At 64.5% G+C, this 21,728-nt stretch carries 21 protein-coding genes; 14 read left to right on the top strand and 7 right to left on the bottom strand.

Annotated features, from left to right (window positions below):
• Window positions 1-132 precede the first annotated feature (132 nt).
• Window positions 133-1,509, top strand: coding sequence for a gluconate:H+ symporter (locus B0G74_RS41855; RefSeq protein WP_132383392.1), 1,377 nt, complete (start codon window positions 133-135; stop codon window positions 1,507-1,509).
• Window positions 1,510-1,643: 134 nt separating this feature from the next.
• Window positions 1,644-1,934 (top strand): DUF1272 domain-containing protein, encoded by a 291-nt coding sequence (locus B0G74_RS41850; RefSeq protein ID WP_132383390.1) that lies wholly within the window; start codon window positions 1,644-1,646, stop codon window positions 1,932-1,934.
• Window positions 1,935-1,989: 55 nt separating this feature from the next.
• Here the strand turns inward: B0G74_RS41850 and B0G74_RS41845 are convergent, their stop codons facing one another.
• Complete coding sequence (locus B0G74_RS41845) at window positions 1,990-2,193, bottom strand: zf-HC2 domain-containing protein (RefSeq protein WP_132383388.1); 204 nt, start codon at window positions 2,191-2,193, stop codon at window positions 1,990-1,992.
• A complete protein-coding gene (locus B0G74_RS41840; protein ID WP_132383983.1) occupies window positions 2,180-2,788 on the bottom strand; it encodes an RNA polymerase factor sigma-70 in 609 nt (202 codons plus the stop codon). The genes B0G74_RS41845 and B0G74_RS41840 overlap by 14 nt, the downstream gene beginning before the upstream one ends.
• 446 nt (window positions 2,789-3,234) lie before the next feature.
• Between B0G74_RS41840 and B0G74_RS47600 the strand changes: the two genes are divergently transcribed.
• From B0G74_RS47600 to B0G74_RS41830, 3 genes are all read left to right on the top strand, one after another.
• Window positions 3,235-3,366, top strand: a complete 132-nt coding sequence (locus B0G74_RS47600; protein ID WP_279388651.1) for a hypothetical protein — start codon at window positions 3,235-3,237, stop codon at window positions 3,364-3,366.
• A gap of 570 nt (window positions 3,367-3,936) precedes the next feature.
• The gene (locus tag B0G74_RS41835) at window positions 3,937-4,221 is read left to right on the top strand and encodes a hypothetical protein (protein ID WP_132383386.1); all 285 of its coding nucleotides are present in this window, start codon (window positions 3,937-3,939) and stop codon (window positions 4,219-4,221) included.
• 11 nt (window positions 4,222-4,232) lie between these two features.
• Window positions 4,233-4,502 (top strand): DUF6723 family protein, encoded by a 270-nt coding sequence (locus tag B0G74_RS41830; RefSeq protein WP_243658573.1) that lies wholly within the window; start codon window positions 4,233-4,235, stop codon window positions 4,500-4,502.
• Between the two features lie 154 nt (window positions 4,503-4,656).
• On the opposite strand, the gene B0G74_RS41825 is transcribed toward B0G74_RS41830, so the two are convergent.
• The gene (locus B0G74_RS41825) at window positions 4,657-4,863 is read right to left on the bottom strand and encodes a hypothetical protein (RefSeq protein WP_132383382.1); all 207 of its coding nucleotides are present in this window, start codon (window positions 4,861-4,863) and stop codon (window positions 4,657-4,659) included.
• A gap of 362 nt (window positions 4,864-5,225) precedes the next feature.
• On the opposite strand from B0G74_RS41825, the gene B0G74_RS41820 reads away from it, so the two are divergent.
• Window positions 5,226-5,780 (top strand): NAD(P)H-dependent oxidoreductase, encoded by a 555-nt coding sequence (locus tag B0G74_RS41820; RefSeq protein ID WP_132383380.1) that lies wholly within the window; start codon window positions 5,226-5,228, stop codon window positions 5,778-5,780.
• 86 nt (window positions 5,781-5,866) lie between these two features.
• Here B0G74_RS41820 and B0G74_RS41815 read toward each other — a convergent pair whose 3' ends face one another.
• A complete protein-coding gene (locus tag B0G74_RS41815; protein ID WP_132383378.1) occupies window positions 5,867-6,871 on the bottom strand; it encodes a hypothetical protein in 1,005 nt (334 codons plus the stop codon).
• 227 nt (window positions 6,872-7,098) lie between these two features.
• A complete protein-coding gene (locus B0G74_RS41810) occupies window positions 7,099-9,384 on the bottom strand; it encodes a hybrid sensor histidine kinase/response regulator (RefSeq protein ID WP_132383376.1) in 2,286 nt (761 codons plus the stop codon).
• Window positions 9,385-10,097: 713 nt separating this feature from the next.
• Between B0G74_RS41810 and B0G74_RS41805 the strand changes: the two genes are divergently transcribed.
• The 8 genes from B0G74_RS41805 (at window position 10,098) to B0G74_RS41770 (ending at window position 17,800) form a co-directional block, all read left to right on the top strand.
• Window positions 10,098-10,466, top strand: a complete 369-nt coding sequence (locus B0G74_RS41805; RefSeq protein WP_132383375.1) for a response regulator — start codon at window positions 10,098-10,100, stop codon at window positions 10,464-10,466.
• Window positions 10,459-11,082 (top strand): chemotaxis protein CheC, encoded by a 624-nt coding sequence (locus tag B0G74_RS41800; RefSeq protein WP_132383373.1) that lies wholly within the window; start codon window positions 10,459-10,461, stop codon window positions 11,080-11,082. Before B0G74_RS41805 ends, B0G74_RS41800 begins: the two co-directional genes overlap by 8 nt.
• Window positions 11,079-12,017 (top strand): diguanylate cyclase, encoded by a 939-nt coding sequence (locus tag B0G74_RS41795; RefSeq protein ID WP_132383371.1) that lies wholly within the window; start codon window positions 11,079-11,081, stop codon window positions 12,015-12,017. The genes B0G74_RS41800 and B0G74_RS41795 overlap by 4 nt, the downstream gene beginning before the upstream one ends.
• Window positions 12,018-12,291: 274 nt before the next feature.
• Window positions 12,292-13,140, top strand: a complete 849-nt coding sequence (hpnD, locus tag B0G74_RS41790) for a presqualene diphosphate synthase HpnD (RefSeq protein WP_132383369.1) — start codon at window positions 12,292-12,294, stop codon at window positions 13,138-13,140.
• A gap of 4 nt (window positions 13,141-13,144) precedes the next feature.
• Window positions 13,145-14,413 carry a hydroxysqualene dehydroxylase HpnE gene (gene hpnE / locus B0G74_RS41785; protein ID WP_132383367.1) on the top strand — a complete coding sequence of 423 codons (1,269 nt, stop codon included), beginning with the start codon at window positions 13,145-13,147 and terminating at the stop codon, window positions 14,411-14,413.
• Window positions 14,410-16,440, top strand: coding sequence for a squalene--hopene cyclase (gene shc, locus B0G74_RS41780; protein ID WP_132383365.1), 2,031 nt, complete (start codon window positions 14,410-14,412; stop codon window positions 16,438-16,440). The genes hpnE and shc overlap by 4 nt, the downstream gene beginning before the upstream one ends.
• Before the next feature lie 3 nt (window positions 16,441-16,443).
• A complete protein-coding gene (locus B0G74_RS41775; protein WP_132383363.1) occupies window positions 16,444-17,175 on the top strand; it encodes a phosphorylase in 732 nt (243 codons plus the stop codon).
• A gap of 145 nt (window positions 17,176-17,320) precedes the next feature.
• Complete coding sequence (locus B0G74_RS41770) at window positions 17,321-17,800, top strand: hotdog domain-containing protein (protein ID WP_132383361.1); 480 nt, start codon at window positions 17,321-17,323, stop codon at window positions 17,798-17,800.
• Between the two features lie 129 nt (window positions 17,801-17,929).
• Here B0G74_RS41770 and B0G74_RS41765 read toward each other — a convergent pair whose 3' ends face one another.
• The gene (locus tag B0G74_RS41765) at window positions 17,930-18,958 is read right to left on the bottom strand and encodes a VacJ family lipoprotein (protein WP_132383359.1); all 1,029 of its coding nucleotides are present in this window, start codon (window positions 18,956-18,958) and stop codon (window positions 17,930-17,932) included.
• A gap of 2 nt (window positions 18,959-18,960) precedes the next feature.
• A complete protein-coding gene (locus B0G74_RS41760) occupies window positions 18,961-21,576 on the bottom strand; it encodes an MMPL family transporter (RefSeq protein WP_132383357.1) in 2,616 nt (871 codons plus the stop codon).
• Between the last annotated feature and the right edge of the window lie 152 nt (window positions 21,577-21,728).

Here is a 21,728-nt window from a genome sequence, read left to right as displayed (position 1 = left end):
AAATCACGCGGACGGAACGAAGCACTGCGGCCTTCGAATCTGTCCGCGTAACTGCGTCGAATCTGAAGCGGCCGCTACAATTCGTCATCCGCGCCCGGCCGCGGCTGCGTCATTCGACAAAAAAGGAACATCGTGCATCTGACGACAACACTCGCGCCGTGGTCATCCCACGACACCCAACTCATTCTGTCGTGCGTGCTCGGGCTCGCACTGATCATCGTTTTCATCAGCGTGCTGAAACTCGCGCCGTTCCTGTCGATTCTGGTCGGCACGTTCGCCGCGGGTTTCGCCGCCGGCCTACCGCTCGAGGCTGTCGCCAGCGCATTCAGTAAAGGCGCCGGCGCGCTACTCGGCGACGTCGGCATCATCATTGCGCTCGGCGCCATGCTCGGTGCGCTCATGGCCGAATCCGGCGCCGCCGACCGGCTCGTCTCGACCATTCTCAAACACTCGACGCCTCGCACGCTGCCGTGGATGATGGCAGTCGTCGCGCTGATCATCGGCTTGCCGCTCTTCTTCGAAGTCGGCCTCGTGATGATGGTGCCGATCATCTTCGTGATGGCGCGCCGTTCGCAGCAGCCGATCCTGCGCATTGCGATTCCTGCGCTGGCCGGCATGACCACGCTGCACGCACTCCTGCCACCGCACCCGGGTCCGCTGATCGCGGTGAGCGCATTGCACGCCGATCTCGGCCTCACGCTCGGTCTCGGTCTGATCGTTGCGATTCCCGCGGTGATTCTCGCGGGTCCGCTGTATGGCATCTGGTTGTCCAAGCGGATGCACGTGGTCGAACCGGAGGAAATGGGCAAGCTCTTCAGCGCCAAGGAGGACACTGGCGAGCCGCCGAGTTTCGCGATCTCGCTCATCACGATCCTGCTGCCCGTCGTGTTGATGCTAGGGCGCACCGTCGCCAAGCTGCTGCTTCAGCCCGAAACGTTCCTGTTCAACACGTTGAATTTCCTGGGTGAGCCGCTGGTCGCGCTCGGCCTCACCGTGCTGTTCGCCGTGGTGGCGCTGGGTTGGTCGCGCGGCATGGCGCGCGAGCGCGTCGGCGGCATTCTGCGCAAGAGCTTGCCGCCCATCGCCGCGCTGCTGCTGACCATCGGCGCCGGCGGCGGTCTCAAGCAGGCGCTCGTGGTGGCGGGCATCAGCTCGACCATCGGCAAGATCGCGGTCGGCGCGCACATGCCGCTGATTCTGCTGGCGTGGCTGATCGCCGTCGCGCTGCGCCAGGCGACGGGCTCGGCGACGGTTGCCACCACCACGACGGCAGGCATCGTCGCGCCGGTCGTCGCCGGTCTCAGCACGACGCACAATTCGCTGATGGCGCTCGCCATCGGCGCGGGTTCGGTCTTTTTCTGCCACGTGAACGATGCGGGCTTCTGGATGGTCCGCGAGTATTTCGGCCTGCAACTGAAGCAGACGGTGCTGGTCTGGTCGGTGTTGCAGACGATCGTGTCCGTCGTCGGCCTCGCGCTCACGCTCGTGTTGTGGACCGTGCTGACGTGAGCACGCACCAGGCTCTCGCGGCGTTGGCAGGAATTGATGCGCGGCTGTCCATTCCGGGCGGCCGACGCCACTTACACTGCCTGGCAGGCGAGCAGCGGTCCCGCAGCTCGCTTCCCTGAAAACGCGGAGTCACCATGCTTGAACTGAGACCGTCCTGCGAAGGATGCGGCAAGTCACTGCCGCCGAACGCATCCGATGCCATGATCTGCACGTACGAGTGCACCTTCTGCGAAGTGTGTGCGCTCACTACGCTGCGCAACGTGTGTCCGAACTGCGGCGGCAATTTCCAGCATCGGCCGATTCGCACGCGCGCGCAGCTCGAGAAACATCCGGCCGGCGCCACACCGCATCCCGTTTCGATCGACGAAGCGTCGCATGCGCGTTTCTTCGAGCACTACCAGAACACGCCGCCCGGCGAGCGCTAGACCAAGCGGCGCGCCCACGCATGCCCTGCCATCCAAGCACGACGCACAGCGCGCTTCAATCGTCGCTATTCAACGCGCCCGGCGTCGCGATTCCGCTGACGGTATGCGCCGCCACGCGCAGCAGACGGATCTGTTTGCGATAGTTGCGGCAGCCGCTGCAGGTCGGCAGATGCAGCCGGATCGCGACCCATTCGCCGGTCGTCAATGAACGGTCGAGCGCGTCGGACAACAAGCGCGTGATGTGCTTACATTTCCCCATTCGCATCCTCGCTGGATAGGCCCTTTTCGCTCAGGCAAGTGCGCAAGCGCAGCCGCGCGCGGTAGATCAGCACGCTGCAATGATTGGCGGTCATCTGCAATTCGGCGCAAATCGCCTCGGTATCGAGATCGAGGAATTCGCGCATCATGAACACGCGTCCGATGTGCTCCGGCAAGTGTTCGAGGCACATCTCGAACAGGGCCCAGAACTGCTGCTGACGCAGCGCGGTTTCCGGCGTCGGCCAGGGACGCGGCTTTGTTTCGCGCGACCAATGGCCGTTGTCCTTGAACAGCTCGCGATCGAGCAAGGCTTCACCGTCGAGTTCGGATTCGAGCGCCGACAGGTTGATCGTGCGTCGCCGGGCACGCAGGGTGTCGACGAGTTTGTGCCGCAGGATGCCGAACACCCATGTCTTGTGTTCCGACTGTGCGGCGAATCGATCGGCTTGCGTCCATGCCGCGGCGAGCGCTTCCTGGACGGCATCTTCCGCAGCGGCGGCGTCGCGCAATTGAAGACGGGCAAAACGCACCAGGTCGCGCCGCAATTGCGTCAGATAAACCGGATCGTCGAGCGCCGTGCCGCCTACTTGCGCCATGGACTGCCCCATTGACGCGATCCTGCCTGCCGCGCGTTTTTTCTTGGATCGTAGTGATTCATGAGCGGGTGATTTTCCTCGCACTGTGGCTGAGCTCGTGCGCCATTCTCCCGCGAGCGCCTGCGCAATCGAATCGGTATTGAACATAGGCCCGACCATGAGCGATGACCAGATGAGCTTAGTCGCGCCGTGCAGGCCGTTATGACAATGACAATAGATTATTGCGGAAAGTGAAATCGCTCGCGATTGATGTTGGCGGCGTAGCGCCGGGCAAGCAATACCCACCGCCAATTGGTGCCCGAAACTACACCAGGCGGCTTACCGGATTATTTCAATATTTGAAAAAAAGTCTTATTGACTTCGCTGTTTGTCGGCGAACCCTCAGTCGATATTCTTCAGTCCATCGATCGCACCAGATCGCGAACCAAACGCTGAGGAGCAGCACCATGAAACGCATTCTTTCCGCCCTGATCGCTTCCGTCGCCCTGTTTGCCGCCGCTTCCGGCGCAGCCCAGGCTGCCGCTCCGTCGCAGTGCAACGGCCCGGCGTCTTATTGCAACGTATTCTTCGGCAACTGATCGGCTGACGGGCACGGACCCGTCGACGAGAAAGTTTTTCGAAGACAAAAAGAGGGGCGCCGATGTTGGCGCCCTTTTGCTTTTGAACCAGAGAATTAGACTGACTGCCTGATTCTGGCATGAGGTCGTCCGTGCAACACCGTTACACGCCCGAATCAACGCGGCGAACGCCATCGGGCAAAAAATCCATAGAAACTCGGTCCAGGAGACGCCGCGCATCGCAGCAGCGGAAAACAATACCCGGCACTCCGAAGCAACACTCGCGCCCGGCACACAAATGCGTTCAATGTTCACCCTACTAACGTGTTACAGTGGGTCAACAGCTTGCAGTTCTCCTGCGCATCGCGCGCAGTCCCTGACGCAAACGCCTCGCATCACAGCGCCCTGCACCGAACAGGGTCCCTTCCTCCTACACAGTTCTGCGATGTCGTCGGCCCGGCTTGATTGATGCGGCCGCTCTGTACGCATCGTCGATCAACATCACGTTTCGCTGGTACGCCGCGGTCCGGCCGGCATTGCGCCCGACAACGACGCCACGTTCCACGAAAGCCTTCATCGGAGACGAGCATCATGGGCAATACGATCAGAAGCTACCGGGGTCTAGAGATCTATCCGTTGGTGTATCCGCACCAGCCGAGCGGTCTCGATGGCGTTCGCCACTACGATTCGGGCTTCGATGCCGCCGTGCGAATCTGCCGGCGCGGCACCGACGATACGATGACCAGCAGCAGAGTGTTTCGCGTGCCGAGCCGTTCACCGTTCGGCGCGGCCGGCGACGCGCGCATTGCTTCAGCCACCTACGCCGAGCAGGTCATCGACGGCATGGTTGCAGGCCAGTCGATCGCTGGGCTCTGATGCGCGCGCCAATGGCAAGTCAAGCTTCCAGGCGCTCGCAAGGCGCGAATCTTCCGGCACTTACGGGCCGTGCGAACTATCAGGTGATGGCGTCGTCGCGCCGTACCTCGAGCGGCACGGTGCCGACACTGAAAGTGATCCGCTTGAGCGACGAGCGGGTGATCTACCCGTTCCAGGGGCACGCCGACATGCCCTTTTTCGAAGACGCCGATGCGGCCCAGTTGTTTGCCGAGACCTACGGCTGGCAATTGGTGGATGGCGACATTGCCGTGCCGGAGTGAGACGCTGAACACGCAGCGAGACCAACTCGTGACGTAAGCCAGGAAGGCACAACGCCTCGCCTTCATGGCTTGGTAAGGCGCCACCGTCGCGAACCGCGGAACGCCAAGCGCTGCGCGACGGCGCAAGACAATAGGCACGCCGCGCTACCGCCAACTAAATCTTCCCGCCGCCATCCATGCCGCTACCGCGGCGCCACACTTCCTTGCCGCGTTCGGACAACTCGCCGCTGCTATGCGCGGCGTCCGCTTCCGTACCGTCGACGGCCATCTCGCCGCCGGGCTGTTCCTGTGCCCGCTGCTTTTCCTTGTTGCGAGCAGCCACTGCTTCGTCGTGGGATTTACCTGCGTAATTCGGACTCATGGCTCGATCCTCCATCAAGTAGACTTGCTCACGCGGCGCGCGTCATCGGTCATTTATGCCCGTCGCGTGGATTTCCGGCTGAGCAGGACAGGCAACAAACGCTTGTTTGCCTCAAAACGTCCTAGACCGAAAGCATGCTTGATTGACAAGGCAAAAGTACCAGTTATCCACAAGGTTATTCAGTGAATCTGTGGATAACTTTGTGGGATGCAGAGTTATCCACCGCGCACCGCTGCCGTACCTGCCCCAATAGTCGCGGGGCAGTATTTTGCCGCCCGTCGCCGCCGCGCGCGCAGCTATTGCCTATCATGGACAGTTCGTACCCTTTGCGCCCCGAGCGCCTCACAACAAGGAAGCGAATCATGGCCCATCACATTGCAGTCGTCGTCGGCAGCTTGCGCCGCGAGTCGTTCAACCGGCAGTTGGCGCAAGCCGTGATTTCACTGGCGCCGTCCGACTTCACCTTCGAATTCATCGACATCGGCTCGCTGCCGCTTTACAGCCAGGATTACGACGCCGACTATCCCGAAGCCGGCAAGCACTTGAAGCAGCGCATTGAAGCCGCGGACGGCCTGCTGTTCGTCACTCCCGAATACAACCGGTCCATGCCCGGCGTGCTGAAAAACGCGCTCGACTGGGGTTCGCGCCCGTGGGGCACCAATTCATGGGCCGGCAAACCCGGCGCCGTGATCGGCACGTCGCTTGGCGCGACCGGCACGGCGTTGGCGCAACAGCATCTGCGCAATGTGCTGGCGTATCTCGATGTGCCGACGCTCGGCCAACCCGAGGTGTTCATCAAGCACGATGCGGCGGTCATCAACGAAAAAGGCGAGATCCTGAGCGACGGTACACGCAAATTTCTGCAGACTTTCGTCGACCGCTACGTCGCGTGGGTCAAGCACCAGACCGCTGCTTGAAGCGAAAGGCGCGAGCGCGTCAGACGAGACTGAACGCGGCGGCATTGCCGTGACCTCCACGGCATGCCGCCACGAATTGCTCAGGCTCAGACGTGATGATGTCCCGTTACGCGCTCCCAGCCATGACGCACGGCCAGCTTGAAGCGCTCCCACGTGCTGTCCGGCGAGGTGCTTTCCCAATGACGTCGTGCTTCCGGTTCGACGTCGTCCCAAGGCTGGTCGCGATACCGCATGTCCTTACCGATCTCCGCGCCATAGCGGTAGGCCGGCACATAGTCTTCATAACGTGCGTTTTCGGAGGCGTACTGCTCGTCGTAGTGCGCGCGGAAGTCTTCCTCGTACTCGAGATATTCGTTCGGCATTTGGCCGCCTAAACCGGCGGTCGGCTGGCTCGCTTCGGGGACGACTTCGGAGGGCTGCATGATCGCGCCCGAACCCGGTACCGAGCCCGCAGCGATCGCGCTACGGCCTACGTCGCCGACCAGTGGGTCCCTGACCGGTTCGTTGACCGGATCCGTCAGCGGGCGCTCGCTGAGCGGCGGCGGCACGAACGGCTCGGCGTCGCTGCTGCCGGGCGGCACGGTGTACCCTGGATCAGCCATCGTGGCAGGCCGCGTAGTCGCGGCCGCGCTGGGCGTCGATACGCTCGACGTACGGGGCGTCATAGAGCCGATGCCGAGTTCATCGAGGACGGAATGCTCGCGGCCGGAGTCTTCCACAGGCGTGTCCCAATCGGGCGAGCGTTCGCCGATATCGGTCGCGCCCAATCTCGTCAAGGTATTGCGAGCGAGGTCCGCATGGGCTTCGCTCGCCGCGTTGACGCACACGAGCACCGCGCCGCGGCGTACGGCCTCGGCGTAGCGCGCTGTTTCCGGCGCACGTGGACCGCTTGCAAACAGGCTCGACAGGAAACGCTCGATATTTGCCAGCACGCCCGAACTGGCGACTTCGTCGGTTGCGGAACCCACCGACGGTTCCGGATTCGCCTGCAATTCGATCGTCTCGCGTCCAAAACCGGTCTGGACGAGCGTGTCGCGCGCGGCTTCCGCCTGAGCAAAGGTGTCGAATAAACCAATCACGGTGTGTCGCATGGCTGTCTCCCGACGTATTTAGGCAGGACGGACGACGCGCCAACGCGCCGCTCCCGTTGCTTATTTTGACGCCGCAACGATCATGCCGGGCCCGTGCGACGGGCCTGCCGCGCCCGCCCGCACCGACCTGCGCGCGGCGGCGGCGCAAAAAAGCGCGGCATGCCGCCACCGCGCTTTTACAACCACCGGTAAATGTCAGATTTGGTCCCCCGCCCGCCAACGCGGGCTTACTCCGCCGGATGCGCCGCCGGGTCGGCGCCCGTCTGCGTCAGATCGTGCTGGATCGCTTGCAGGAGTTCTTCCAGCAAACCGATATCGAAAGGCTTGGAGAGCACACGCACATCCACGTGGCGCGCCCGGTCGAGTTCTTCCGCGTAGCCGGTGACGAGAATGACCGGCAGTTTGGTCTCGAATGCGAGCACCGCCTCGGCCAGATCGATGCCGTTCATGGTGCCGGGCATATGGATGTCGGACAGCACCAGATCGAACGGCAGCGGTTCGCCGGTGCGCGCTTGCCGCGCGTGGGCGTCGTCGAACAGGCGCAGCGCGGTGTCAGCGTTGAAGACGCACGTGACCTGATGGCCCATCATCTGCAGCAGGGCTTCGGTGCCGGCTGCCACTTCCTCGTTATCTTCGACCAGCAGAATGCGCAAGCCCGGCGGCGCGCCGTTCTCCTCGGCGCCGGTTTCGGGCGGTCCGTCGACCTCCGGCTCAGCCGTGGCGCGTGGCAGATAGAGACGCACGGAAGTGCCCGCGCCGACCGCGCTGTCGATCGCGGCGAGGCCGCCGGAACGCTCGCAGAATGCGAAAACCTGCGGCAAGCCGAGGCCCGTACCCATGCCTTTCGGCTTGGTGGTGAACAGCGGTTCGAAGGCGCGCGCGAGTACGTCGGGCGCCATGCCTACGCCTGTATCTTCGAGCGACAGTTGCACGAAGTCGCCCGTCAGCGGAAAGCCGTCTTCGTGCCGGAACTGGATATTGGTGGCGCGTACCGTGAAGCGCCCGCCGTTCGGCATGGCGTCGCGCGCGTTCACCGCGACGTTGATGAGCGCCAGCTCCAGTTCCGCGACGTCGACGCGCATCGGCCAGATCTCGACGCCGATATCGATCACCAGCGACACCTTCGCGCCGAGCGAGGCGCGCAGCAATTCGCGGCAGGCCGGCAGCCAGCGTTCGAGCGACAGCGTCTCGTTGCGCAGCGGCTGTTTGCGCGCCACGCCGAGCAATTGCCGCGTGAGCGACTGGCCGTTCTTGAGCGCCCGCTCCATTGCCGACAATTCGCGGTCCAGACCCGTCACGCCGCGCCGCCGCGCAATCTGCACGTTGGCCGAGAGGATCATCAGCAGGTTGTTGAAATCGTGCGCGACGCTGCCGACCAGCGTGCCCAGCGCTTCCATCTTGCGCGACTGGCGATACGCCGATTCGATCGAGCGGCGCATGGACGCTTCGGCCTGCCAGCGCTCCCACGCCTCCTGTTCGGCGCCCAGGCGGCGCAGCGACAACCAGATCACGCACCACAGCGCGATGGACGGCGTGAACATCGACAGGATCAGCACGCCGAGATGCCGGTACCACGCCGCCCAGATCGCCGAGGCCCGATAGCCGCACACCACGTAGACGGGATACGAACCGACGTGGCGGAACGCGAGAATCAGATCTTCGCCGTCGACATTCGAATGCATGCGCACCACGCCGGCCCGCCGTCCCTGCGCGAGCGCTTCGGCGAACGGCGTTTGCGGTGCCATGGCAGTGGGCTCGCGCGGCGTGCGCGGATAGTGCGCGAGGATCGAGCCGTCCGTGCGCACGAGGCTCATGGTCATCGGCGTGCCGCTGTTGTTGCCGCCGAGCAGTTCGCGGTAGAACGCGTCGAAATAGCTCGGCCGCAGCGCAACGGAGACCACGCCGGCGAACGAGCCGTCGGCGGCGGGCCGTTCGACGCCCATGTTGAACACCTGTTCGCCGGCCACGTGTCCCGTCATGACTTTCGACACATGCTCGAGATCCTTGCCGTCGCGAATGCCGGTGAAATCCTCGCGCTCGCCGACCGAGATGACCGGCGACGGCAGGTAGCGGCTGCTGGCGAGCAAGGCGCCGTCGCGCCCGAAGATCGACACGGCGGCCACTTGCGGATAGCCGCCGCCCATGACGCGCAGCTTCTCGTGAATGGCGGCTTCGCGTTCGCGAATGCCGTCGTCGTCCAGACCCTCGGTCAGATCGACGATGCGCGCATCCAGCGTCTCGTTCATGTCGAACACTTTCAGCGCATGCTCTTCCGCGATCCGCACCGTGCGCAGCGTCATGTCGGTGGCGTCGGCCTCGCGTGTGCGCAGATCGCTGAGCGCCATGGCCGCGACATACACGCAAGGCAAGACGATCGCAGCGATCAGCAGCGCGATCAACGTGATGCGCCGCACCTGAAAATTCTGTTCCGGCACGGCGGGGAACAATGCCTCGTCCTGCCGGTGAGAGGCAAGGCGGCTCGCGGGCGGCGGTTCGAACCGGTCTGGTGTCATTGTCGGTAATGCGAAGGTCGTTCGGGACAGAGGCCGGGAGTCAGCATCATACGAGAAGCATAGACACGGAGCGGCGGTAGAAGTTACCCGCGGCAACCGGACCGCCTCGGGCGGCTGTCGGACCGCCCATCGACTGACGACTCAATTGTCTGCTTTTTAAAACAGCGACGAATCGAGAAGCGCAAACGTACACAAAAGGATGGAAGTAAAAGAATCTCTTCCAAATCTACCAAAAGATTTTCAAAAATAGTATTTAATGGGAAAATCTCTTTAATGAAAGTGAAATTGGCGAGTTGCCTTTCCGCCGTTTTACTTCGAAAATCAGCGCCATGATAAAAATGCGTCCGCCATGTTCGGATGCATCTGCCGCGAGGGCACCCAGCCAGGCCATGCGTACCACGCGTGGCGGAAGGCGTTCGCGGAATCACGTGCGCGGCAAGGGACCAGCCCGATCCATGAAGCCGCGCAGATTCATCTACGGGGTAGGCTTCGAACATGCCGGTCATAGCCGTCGTCCACCGTGCGCGTACGCTTTCAGGCGTTCCCACCGGTTCCGTCCAACGCGCCTCGCCGCGCGCGCTCCCCGCTCGCCTGCAATCCGCATTTCAGCAAGCTTCAGCCGACTTTGACGCTGGTCGACAGACTTCGCGCTAAAGAATCCGCCTCGATCCGCCGTTAACGCGAATGAGCTAATTCCGCTTTCCGACCCGCCCATGCCTTTGCCCATTGTGATCGCCGATGATTCATTGCTTGCCCGCAAAGTGCTCACCAAGGCATTGCCGCCGGACTGGGAGGTCGACGTGTCTTACGCATCGAATGGGCGCGAAGCGCTCGCTCTGTATCGCGAAGGCAAGGCGTCGGTGATGTTCCTCGACCTGACCATGCCGGACATGACCGGCTATCAGGTGCTGGAAGCGTTGCAGCACGAGGATCTGAACACCTTCGTCATCGTCGTCTCCGCCGATGTTCAGCCGATGGCCCAGTCGCGCGTGCGCGCGCTCGGCGCCGTGGCCTTCATCGCCAAGCCCGTGACGCCCGAGGCGGTACTGCCCATCCTCAAGGAGTACGGGTTGTATGTCTGAGCCAGTCCTCAACGAAGATCAGCGCGACGCGCTGCAAGAGGTCGCCAATCTGGCGATGGGTCAAGCCGCGACGCGTCTGGCGCGGCTGCTCGATGCGTTCATCGAATTGTCGGTGCCGCGCGTGAAGGTGGTGGCGGTCAGCGAGGCGGCGCAGGCGCTGCGGGAGATGACCGGGATCGAGGACACGGTGAGCGCGGTGCGCCAGGGCTTTCGCTCCGATATCAAGGGCGAGGCGCTGGTGATCTGCCGCAGCGACAGCATCGAGCAACTGTGTGCGCTTGTCAGCGACCCGTACTCGCGCTCGTCCTACGAAGCGGTGAGCCAGACAGAGCTGGTGTTCGATGTGGCCAACGTGCTGACCGGCGCCTGCGTGTCGTGCATTCTCGACCAGCTCGGCCGCACGCCGATCTTCTCCGCGCCGGGTTTGCTCGGCGAAGCCATGACGCTCGACGAGGTCTTCCAGCCCGGCGTGCTGCAATGGGAAGTGGCCTTGCTGGTCGAAGTGAATTTCGCGCTCGAGGACCAGAGCTTCCGCGCGCATCTCGTGATGTTGATGGCCGAAGAATCGATTCGCCACATGAACGGCGCGCTCGACGCGCTGCTGTCGAGCCTATGAATGTGCCCGTGGACTCGTTGAGCGATCTGGTGGTCGAACGTGTCGGTTTCGGCATTTTCGTGCTGGATCGCGACATGAACGTGCTCATGTGGAACCGCTTCATGCAGGATCACAGCGGACTGACGCCGGACCAGGTGGTCGGCAAGTCGCTCTTCACGCATTTTCCCGAACTGCCGCGCGTGTGGCTGGCACGCAAGATCGAAAGCGTGTTTCAGCTCGGCAGTTTTGCATTCAGCTCGTGGGAACAGCGCCCGTATCTCTTCAAGTTCGATCACGACCGGCCGATTACCGGCGGCGTCGATTTCATGCAGCAGGACTGCACCTTCATGCCGCTCATGCGCGAGCGCGAAGTGGTGGCCGTGTGCGTGACCATTTCCGACGTCACGCACGTGAGCATCGTGCAGCGCGAACGCGAAGAGGCGGTCGCGAAGCTGCAGGAATATGCCGATCGCGACGGCCTGACCGGCATTGCCAACCGCCGCTTCTTCGAAGCGCGCCTGCGCGACGAATACACGCGCTGGCAGCGCTACGGCGGCGATATGTCGGTGCTGCTGTTCGATCTCGATCACTTCAAGAAAATCAACGACCAGTTCGGCCACGGTGTCGGCGACACGGTGTTGCGCGTGATGGCGCAGCGCGTCGCCGAGGTGGTGCGGGCGCAGGATACCTTCGGGCGCTTCGGCGGCGAGGAATTCGCGTTGCTGCTGCCTTGCACGCCGCTCGACGACGCGATGCGCGTCGCGGAAAAGATCCGCTGCACGATCGCCGACACGCCGGTCGAAGTGCAGGGTACGAGCGTGCCGGTGACGGCGAGCGTCGGCGGCGCGTCGGCGCGGGTCGGCGTGCCTTCGTATGACGTGCTCATCAACGAAGCCGACGCCGCGCTGTATAGCGCGAAGCGGCAAGGACGCAACCGCTCGGTCGGGTTCGTCTAGCGCCGCTCCACAGCGGCGTTCCGCCTCGCCAGCGGCGCCGTACAAGCCACAGTGGATGGCGTGAAGCGCACTGCCTGACCCGCTTCAGGCTTCCTTCCGGCCCCTTATCCGCCGACGAAACTGCGGCATCTCACAAACGTTGATATACTTTTCGCCGTTTCCGGCCTCCCAGCCGGGTGTTTCGCGCGTGTCCCCGCGCGCGTGCCGCCGGCCCTGCGGGCAGGCATAAAACTTCTTGAACGCCTTTCAGCGGGCGCCTCCAGCGGAGATCGTCTTGGCTGTTTCCAATCTTGTCGTGGACGATACAGAAATCGACGCCGCTGCCGCCACATCCGGCAGCTCGTTCTATCTCGCAATGCGCATCCTGCCGGCGGCGCAGCGCGACGCGATGTATCAGGTCTACGCTTTCTGCCGCGCTGTCGACGATATCGCCGACAGCGACCTGCCGCCCGCCGAACGCGCCGCCGCGCTCGAACGCTGGCGTGCCGATATCGACGCGTGCTACGCCGGCGCGCCGCGCGCTTCGCTGCGCGCGCTGACGCGGCACATTCACACGTTTCATCTGCAACGCGACGATTTTCACGCGATGATCGACGGCATGGCGATGGACGCCGCCGCCGACATCTGCGCCCCCGATGAAGAGACGCTCGACCTCTATTGCGACCGTGTCGCCAGCGCGGCGGGCCGTCTATCGGTGAGGATATTCGGGATGCAGGAAGAGCCCGGCCGTTTGCTCGCGCATCATCTGGGCCGCGCGCTGCAGCTCACCAACATCCTGCGCGATATCGACGAAGACGCCGGCATCAACCGCTGCTATCTGCCGCACGAATTGCTGGCGCGCGAAGGCATTGCGGTGACGAGCCCCACGCAGATCGCCGACGACCCGTCGCTGCCGCGCGTGTGCGCCACGCTCGCCGAGCGGGCCAAGGAACACTTCGCCGCCTCCGACGCGATCATGGACCGCGAGCCGCGCAACCAGGTGCGGGCGCCGCGCATCATGTCGGGCGTGTATCGCGTGCTGCTCGAACGGACGCTGGAGCGCGGCTTCGACATTCCGCGCACGAAGGTCAGCAAGCCAAAGCTCCGCATGCTGTGGATCGTCGCGCGTTACGCGCTCTTCTGAGCTGATGCAAAAGCTCGTACATGTGGTCGGCGCGGGCCTTGCCGGTCTGGCCGCCGCAGTGCAGTTGCAGCGGCGCGGCGCGCACGTCGTGCTGCATGAAGCGGCTGCCCAGGCGGGCGGCCGTTGCCGTTCGTACTACGACTCCAAGCTGGGCGCGACGCTCGACACCGGCAATCACATGGTGCTGTCGGGCAATGCCGCGACGCTCAACTACGCGCGGGCGATCGGCGCCGCCGACGAACTGGTCGGCCCGGCCCAGCCCGAATATCCGTTCGTGGATCTGGCCACGCGGGCACGCTGGACCGTGCGTCTGTCGCCGGGACGCCTGCCGTGGTGGATCTTCGACCCGAACGCGCGCGTGCCGAACACCGGGCCAGGCGACTATCTGGCGCTCGCGCCGCTGCTGTTCGCCAAACCCGGGCGCAGCGTCGCGCAGACCATGCGCTGCAACGGACCGCTGTGGGACCGTCTGCTGCGGCCGCTGTTTCACGCCATGCTGAACATCGAGCCGCGTGAAGCGTCGGCGGAACTGACTGGCGCCATGGTGCGCGAGGCGCTGCTTGCCGGCGGGCTCGCGTGCCGGCCGCTGGTGGCGCGCAACGGGCTGGGCAGCGCGTTCGTCGATCCGGCGCTGCGGCTGTTGCAGCACGGCGGCGCGGCGATCCGGCTGGGCTCGCGCCTCGACGGAATCGTCTTTGCCGCCGACAACCGCCGCGTGCAAGCGCTGAATTTCGCCGCCGAAAGCATCGCGCTCGACGCGAATCAGGCCGTGATTCTCGCGGTGTCGCCGGAAATCGCGCAAACGCTCGTGCAAGGTTTGCGCGCACCGACGCGCTTCGCGGCGACCGTCAACGTGCATTTCGCGGTCGAGCCGCCGTTTGGTTTGCCGCAGGTCACCGGGCTGCTCAACGGCACGGCCGAGTGGCTGTTCGCCTTCGAAGGCCGCTTGTCGGTGACGGTGAACGGCGCTGAGCGGTTGCTCGACACGCCGCATGAAGCACTCGCGGCCACCGTCTGGGCCGAAGTGGCTCAGGCGGCGAGCTTGCCGGTCGCGCCGATGCCGGCCTGGCAAGTCGTCGTGGAAAAACGTGCGACCTTCGCTGCGCTGCCGGATCAGGAAACGCGGCGGCCCGGCACGCGCACTCGCTGGAATAACTTGATGCTCGCGGGCGACTGGACGGCTACCGGCCTGCCCGCGACGATTGAAGGCGCGATTTGCTCCGGCCAGAAGGCCGCGGATACGTTGCTGAATGAACCGATGGAACGCCGATGAACGATTTATCTCAAGCCCAGCCGCTGGACGCCGTGCTGTCCGATTTCGCTGACGCAGCGCCGGGCGCGTCCGCGCCGGCTGTTGCGGGTGATGTGCCCAAGGCATCGCTCGACGCCGCGATCACGCGCGCGACCGATGCGATTCTCGCCGCGCAGAAGGCGGACGGCCACTGGGTCTACGAACTCGAAGCCGATGCGACGATTCCCGCCGAATACGTGCTGCTGGTCCACTACCTCGGCGAAACGCCGAACGTGGAACTCGAACAGAAGATCGCGCGCTATCTGCGCCGCATCCAGTTGCCCGACGGCGGCTGGCCGCTGTTCACCGACGGCGCGCTCGACGTCAGCGCCAGCGTGAAGGCGTATTTCGCACTGAAGATGATCGGCGACCCGGCTGACGCCGAGCATATGGTTCGTGCGCGCGAGGCGATTCTCGCCAACGGCGGCGCCGAAACCGTGAACGTCTTCACGCGGATTCTGCTCGCGCTGTTCGGCGTGGTGTCCTGGCGCGCGGTGCCGATGATGCCCGTCGAGATCATGCTGTTGCCCATGTGGTTCCCGTTCCATCTGTCGAAGGTGTCGTACTGGGCGCGTACCGTGATCGTGCCGCTCCTCGTGCTCAATGCGAAGCGGCCGGTGGCGCGCAACCCGCGCCGTGTGCGGATCGACGAGCTGTTCCGCGGCGCGCCGGTCAACACCGGTCCGCGCGATCGGGCGCCGCATCAGCATGCCGGCTGGTTCCGGTTTTTCAGTGGCGTGGACGTGCTGCTGCGCGCCGTCGACGGCCTGTTCCCGAAGGCCACGCGCGAGCGCGCCGTGCGCGAGGCGGTGGCTTTCGTCGATGAACGGCTCAATGGCGAAGATGGCCTCGGCGCGATTTTCCCGGCCATGGCGAATTCGGTAATGATGTACGACGTGCTCGGCTATCCGGCCGATCATGCGAATCGCGCGATTGCTCGCGAGTCGATCGAAAAGCTGCTCGTTATCAAGGATGACGAAGCATATTGCCAGCCGTGTCTGTCGCCGGTCTGGGACACCTCGCTCGCGGCGCACGCGCTGCTCGAAACCGGCGAGGCGCATGCCGAACAGGCCGCCGAACGCGGACTCGCGTGGCTGCGTCCGCTGCAGATTCTCGATGTGCGCGGCGACTGGATTTCGCGCCGTCCGAATGTGCGGCCGGGCGGTTGGGCGTTCCAGTACAACAACGCGCACTACCCGGACGTCGACGATACGGCGGTGGTCGTGATGGCGATGCAGCGCTCGGCGACGATTACGCAATCGGATGTCGATCGCGAAGCGATTGCGCGAGCGCGCGAGTGGGTGATCGGCATGCAGAGCAGCGACGGCGGCTGGGGCGCGTTCGAGCCGGAAAACACGCAGTACTACCTGAACAACATTCCGTTCTCGGATCATGGCGCCTTGCTCGATCCACCGACCGCGGACGTCTCGGGCCGCTGTCTGTCGATGCTCGCGCAACTCGGCGAACTGCCGCAGAACAGCGAGCCGGCGCAACGCGCGTTCGCGTACATGTTGAAGGAGCAGGAATCGGACGGCAGCTGGTACGGCCGCTGGGGCCTGAACTACATCTACGGCACGTGGACCGCGCTGTGTTCGCTGAACGCCGCCGGCATGCCGCACGACGACCCGCGCATGAAGCGCGCGGCGCAATGGCTCCTGTCGATCCAGAACGAAGACGGTGGCTGGGGCGAGGGCGGCGAGAGCTACAAGCTCGACTACCACGGCTATGAGCGCGCGCCGAGCACGGCTTCGCAAACCGCGTGGGCTCTCATGGGCCTGATGGCGGCCGGCGAGGTCAATCACGAAGTGGTCGCGCGCGGCGTCGCGTATTTGCAGCGCGAACAGCGCGAGCACGGCCTGTGGGACGAAACGCGTTTCACCGCGACGGGCTTCCCGCGCGTGTTCTATCTGCGCTATCACGGCTATCGCAAGTTCTTCCCGTTGTGGGCGCTGGCGCGCTTCCGTCATCTGAAGCGCAACGGCCTCACGCGCGTCGCGGTCGGGATGTAACGGATGCCGCTATCCACCCCGCCGTCAGCCGATGACGGCCGCAGTCCCTCGCCGGTGATCGTGGTGACGGGCATGGCGTTCGAGGCGCGCATCGCCCGTGGCGAAGGCGTCGAGGTCGTCTACGCGGCGCGCGCCGATCTGCTGGAGCGCGCGTTGAGCGCGGCAGTGGCGCGAGGCTGTTCGGGCATCATCAGTTTCGGCACGGCGGGCGGTTTGGCGCCGGATCTGCAACCGGGCTCGCTGATCGTTGCGGATGCCGTCGACGGGCCATTTGGGCGCCTCCAGACCGATCGGCCATGGTCCGACAGGCTCGCAGCCGCGCTGGCGGCCGGGCCGCTCTCCGCGCGTTTGCGGCGCGGTCTCATGGCGGCCGTCACCGCGCCGCTGGTAACGGCGGGCGACAAGGACGTGCTGCATCGCTCGAACGGCGCTTTGGCGGTGGATATGGAGTCGCACATTGCCGGCGCGAAGGCTGCCGCGCATGGGGTTCCGTTTGCCGTGTGCCGCGCGATCGTGGATCCGGCGTGGCGCACGCTGCCTTCCGCGGCGACCGCCGGCCTGCGCGACGACGGCAGCACGGCGCTCGGGCCGATTCTGCGGGAATTGATCCGGCAGCCGTCGCAACTCGGCGCGCTGCTCCAGCTTGCCGTCGACGCTCGGGCGGCGCGCCTCTCGCTGGTCCAGGCACGGCGTGCGATGGGCGAGGCCGGGGCCTTGCGCATGGCCACCATCTGAAGCGCGCGTCGCGACGGCGCTGTCCCTTTTATTCAGCAGATATTGAAATACTAGGGAAAACCCTTATATTTGGTACAATGTCAGTGTTAACCCTATGTCGTGCTGCCAAGCGCGCGGCCCAGGTGCCTCGAACACGGAGTACCGAATGAATTTCCACACCAGAAAGTGGGTCAAGCCCGAAGATCTGAACCCCAACGGCACGCTGTTCGGCGGCAGCCTTCTGCGCTGGATCGACGAAGAAGCCGCGATTTACGCCATCTGCCAACTCGACAATCAGCGCGTCGTGACCAAGTTCATGTCCGAGATCAATTTCGTCAGTTCGGCGCGGCAGGGCGACATCATCGAACTCGGCATGACCGCCACGCATTTCGGCCGCACCTCCATCACGTTGCGCTGTGAAGTGCGCAACAAGATCACGCGCAAAAGTATCCTGACCGTGGAGAAGATGGTGTTCGTCAATCTCGACGAAAACGGCGAGCCGGCGCCTCACGGGCGCACGCGGATCCGTTATGCGGATGAGGCGTTTGCCCGCTATCGCGAGAATTCGCGGCCGGTGCCGCAAGGCGCGGTTGCGGTGGAAGAAGAGCGGGTTGCGTCGCGCGCCGAGGTGGATAGCCTGCATTGAGCCGGTTGATTGGCTCTAACCCAGGTTGCGGCGCGTTGCACGCCGAAGTTGTAGCTTGTCCTGTCTTGGCCGGCGTCTAGCTCGGCTTTACGGGGCGCCCGTTCTGGGCCCCCGCCTGAATCCCGATACTTATTGCGTCACCGGCGCTGAGGCCGGCTGGGTGCTGTCGGCCGGCGCTGCGGAGGGCGCCGCTGGCGGTGTCGGTGCGGCCGTGCCTGAAGCGCCGTTGGGTGCCGCAGCCGGCGCGGCCGGCTGAGTCGAGCCCGCTGCGCCGCTCGCGGGCGTCTCACCCGGATCGGTGTAGTTGGGCACGCCTGCCGGGGCGCCCGTGGCGGCGCCAGAGGCCGCATTCGGGGCTTCCGCGGCGTCGCCCGGATCCGCGTAGTTGGGCAGAGCGCCTGCTGCCGGCGCGCCCGCTGCGGGCGCCGACGAGGCGCCGGAATCGCCCTGATCGTCATAGTTCGGCAGCGGCGCCGCGTTGTCGCTGGTGCCGCGCAGACGCGCACGACGTTGTTGCGTGTAGGCGTCGCGCACGAACGAGTACTTGTCCAAGGCAGCCTGTTGCAGCAGGTCCGACGCACCCAGCAGGTCGGAGCGCACGCTCACGAACTGCAGCACGTACAGCGGATTGCGCACCGCCGGCTCCATGTAGTTCAGCGGGTTGAACTTCACGTCGACGATAAGCCCCATGCTGTCACGCACCGTGCTCGGGCCGAACAGCGGCAGGACCAGGTACGGGCCCGACGGAATGCCCCAGTGACCCAGCGTCAGGCCGAAATCCTGATGATGCTTGGGCAGCCCGGCCGGCGTCGCCCAATCGAGCAGGCCACCCAGACCGAAGGTCGAATTGAACGCGAAACGGACGAAGTCCTCGGTCGCGTCGGTGATCTTCAACTGCAGCAGCGCATTCGCGGCATTGGTCAGATCGCCCAGATTCGAGAAGAAGTTGCTCACGGCGGTGCGCAGCGGTTGCGGCGTCACCCTCTGGTAACCCTTCGCCACTGGAACGGCGACATAGCGGTCCAATCCGTCGTTGAAATTGAACACGGCCCGGTTCATCGGCTCGAGCGGGTCGCCGGGCTTACGGTCGGGGCCGGTGGCGCAGCCAGAAATGAAACCGGTGGCGACGAGTGCCAGCGCGGTGTTACGCAGCTTCATGCTTATATTCCTTTTTGCTCCGCGCGACGTGAGCGCGGCTTGCCCATCAACACGGGTTGAAACACCACTGCGCCGATCAGTGTGCAGAACAACGAGAGCGCCAGCAGGCGCCCCATACTGGACGTCCCCGGATGGTGCGACAGCCAGAGGCTGCCGAACGCCGTCGCCGTGGTCGCCGCGCTGAACAGCACAGCGTGCGTCAGGCTCGACTGCAGGAGGCCAGTCTGACCGTGGCGCCACGCCATCACGAAGTAGATCTTGAACGCTACGCCGACGCCGAGCATCAGCGGCAAAGCGATGATATTCGCAAAGTTCAGCGGCATGCCGAATACCACGCACAACTCGAGCGTCACGAGCGCCGACACCAGCAGCGGAACCAGCGTGCGCAACATGTCGCCGATGCGCCGCAGCGCGATCCACAGCAGGATCGCAATCGACACGAGCGCGTAGCCGGCGGCCTGCAGGAACGCCTTGATGATGGTGTCGGCCGAATGCAGGATCGAAATCGGACCGCCGATCGCGCCCGGCTCCGCCTTCTTCACCGCGTGGGCGAAGTGCGCGAGCATGACGTCGTCGTTCGGATCGGTGCCGGGTTTCACCTTCGGCGAGATGTCGACGAGGGCGCGGCCGTCTTTCGAAACCCAGCCTTTGGAGATTTCCTTGGGCAGATTCTCGCGGGTGATCTCGGTGGGTTGCAGCAGGTTGGCCAACTGCTTCAGCGCAATGCGCAGCGTGTCGGACATCGCGGTTTCGGCGCGATCGCGCGTGGCCGCATCGGCGGCGGCTAACTTCTGCAATGTGGCGGACAGATGCTTGGCTTCGGCGGCGCCTGGGCCCGGGTGATCGTCGGCGGCGAGCGAGAGCTGGTTCGACGCGCGCTTGAGCGCGGCGACGCGCACCGCGTCCGTCGCTTGTGGCGCGGGTTGTTGCTGCAGCGCGGGCAACAGCTGCTGCGCGGCGCTCGCAATCAGCATCAGCTTTTGCTGCTGGTCGGCGGGAACGAAGGTGTCGAGCGTATTGACGCGGCCCACTTCCGGCAACGTACGCAGACGCGCGGCCATGCGGTCGGCGTCGGCGAGCGACGGTGCCAGCACATGCACGTTATTGACCGCCGCTTCCGGCGAATCCTTCAGCGACAGCAGCGTCGCCATCGATTCCGTGTGTGGATCCTTCAAATGCAGCGGGTTGAAGTCGAAGCGCAAATGCGTGAGCAAGGGCGTGGCGCCGATCACGATGATCAGCGTGCCGATCAGCACCGGCTTGCGATGGTGGTCCAGGAAATCGTCGACGGGCGCGAGGCGCTTGAAGCCTGGCGAACCGGCTTCGCCGGGCGGCCGGAAGATCTTCAGCAGGGCCGGCAGCAACGTCATGTTGGTGAAGTACGCGACGAACATGCCGACGCCCGCGATCTCGCCCAACTCGGACACGCCGCGATAAGCCGTCGGCAGGAACGAGAAGAAGCTCAACGCGACGGCGACCGCCGCGAGCGTGAGCGGCACGCCGATGCTGTGCGACGTATGCATGAGCGCGGCGGAAAGACGATTGTCGCGATTGCGCTCCTCACGATACTTGACGCCGAACTGCACGCCGAAATCGACCCCGAGCCCGACGAACAGCACCATGAAGGCGACCGAAATCATGTTGAGCGCACCGACCAGCATCAGGCCGAGCGCCGCGGTGATCGCGAGTCCGACGAACAGCGTGATGAACACGGCGGCGATCATGCGGCCCGAGCGCAGGGCCAGCCACAAAATGATCAGCACGACGATGAAGGTGCCGATGCCGTTGAGCACCGCGCCGTCCTTGACCGACGCGAACTCTTCGTCCGCGAGCGGCTGTTCGCCCGTCAGACGGACAGTGGCGCCGAAGCGCGAGTCGAGGTGCAGCGCGGCGGCGGTGTCGCGGATCGACTTCGAGGCCGTCGCGCCCGGCTCCAGCGCGTCGTAGTTCACGACCGGCTGCACGATGACGAAGGCGCGCGCCGGCTCGGTGGCCGCGCTCTTGTCGACCAGCGCACGCCACGAGAAGGCGGCCGGCTGGCCGGCCAGCACGCGGTCGAGCGTGGCCGCGCTTTGCGATAGCAGATGGCTCATGTCACCGAGCTTCACCTGACCCAGCTGAAGCGGCAGCAACAGACTCGTGGTCAGCGTACCGGCAAGGCCGGTCAGGCTGGGATCGTGTGCGAGAGCGTTGACGAGCGGGCGCGACTGGACGAGCTGCGAGGTGGTCGACATGACTTCGTCGGTCGACGGGAACAGCAGGCCGTTGTGTTCGAAGAACGGACCGCCGGCCGGCTGCGAAACCGCTACGAACTCCTTCGGATCGGCCTTGAGCGCCGTGGTCAGGGCTTGCGCGGCGGCGTCGGCGAATTCCGGCGCGCGCGCTTCGACGACCACCAGCACGGTTTGACCGCGATCCGGGAACGCCTGGTCCATGGCATTTTCGAGCGACGACCATTGCTTGTCCGTCTCGACGAGACGGCTGATGTCCGTGTTGATCTTGAAGTTATAGACAACGTAGAAACCGCTCAAAACGGCGAGCACGAGCGACAGCGCGACGATCCTCATCGGATGACGCACTGAATAGGCGACAAGACGGACAATAGATGACTTCAGCATGTAGGCGAACGTGGCCTTATCACGGTTGTTGTTTTTGACGAAAGTGCACAAGTATACAGAGCCGGAGGGCTCAGTCTCCGGTTCGGTAGCAAGTGCGGCTCCCGCAGACGCTCTTCGGGGCGGGAACGCAATCTCGGTATACTGGTCTATCC

The sequence above is a fragment of the Paraburkholderia sp. BL9I2N2 genome, from assembly GCF_004339745.1.
GTDB lineage: Bacteria > Pseudomonadota > Gammaproteobacteria > Burkholderiales > Burkholderiaceae > Paraburkholderia.
Note: the sequence above shows the minus strand (reverse complement) of the source record. Positions and strands in the feature narration are given on the sequence as shown.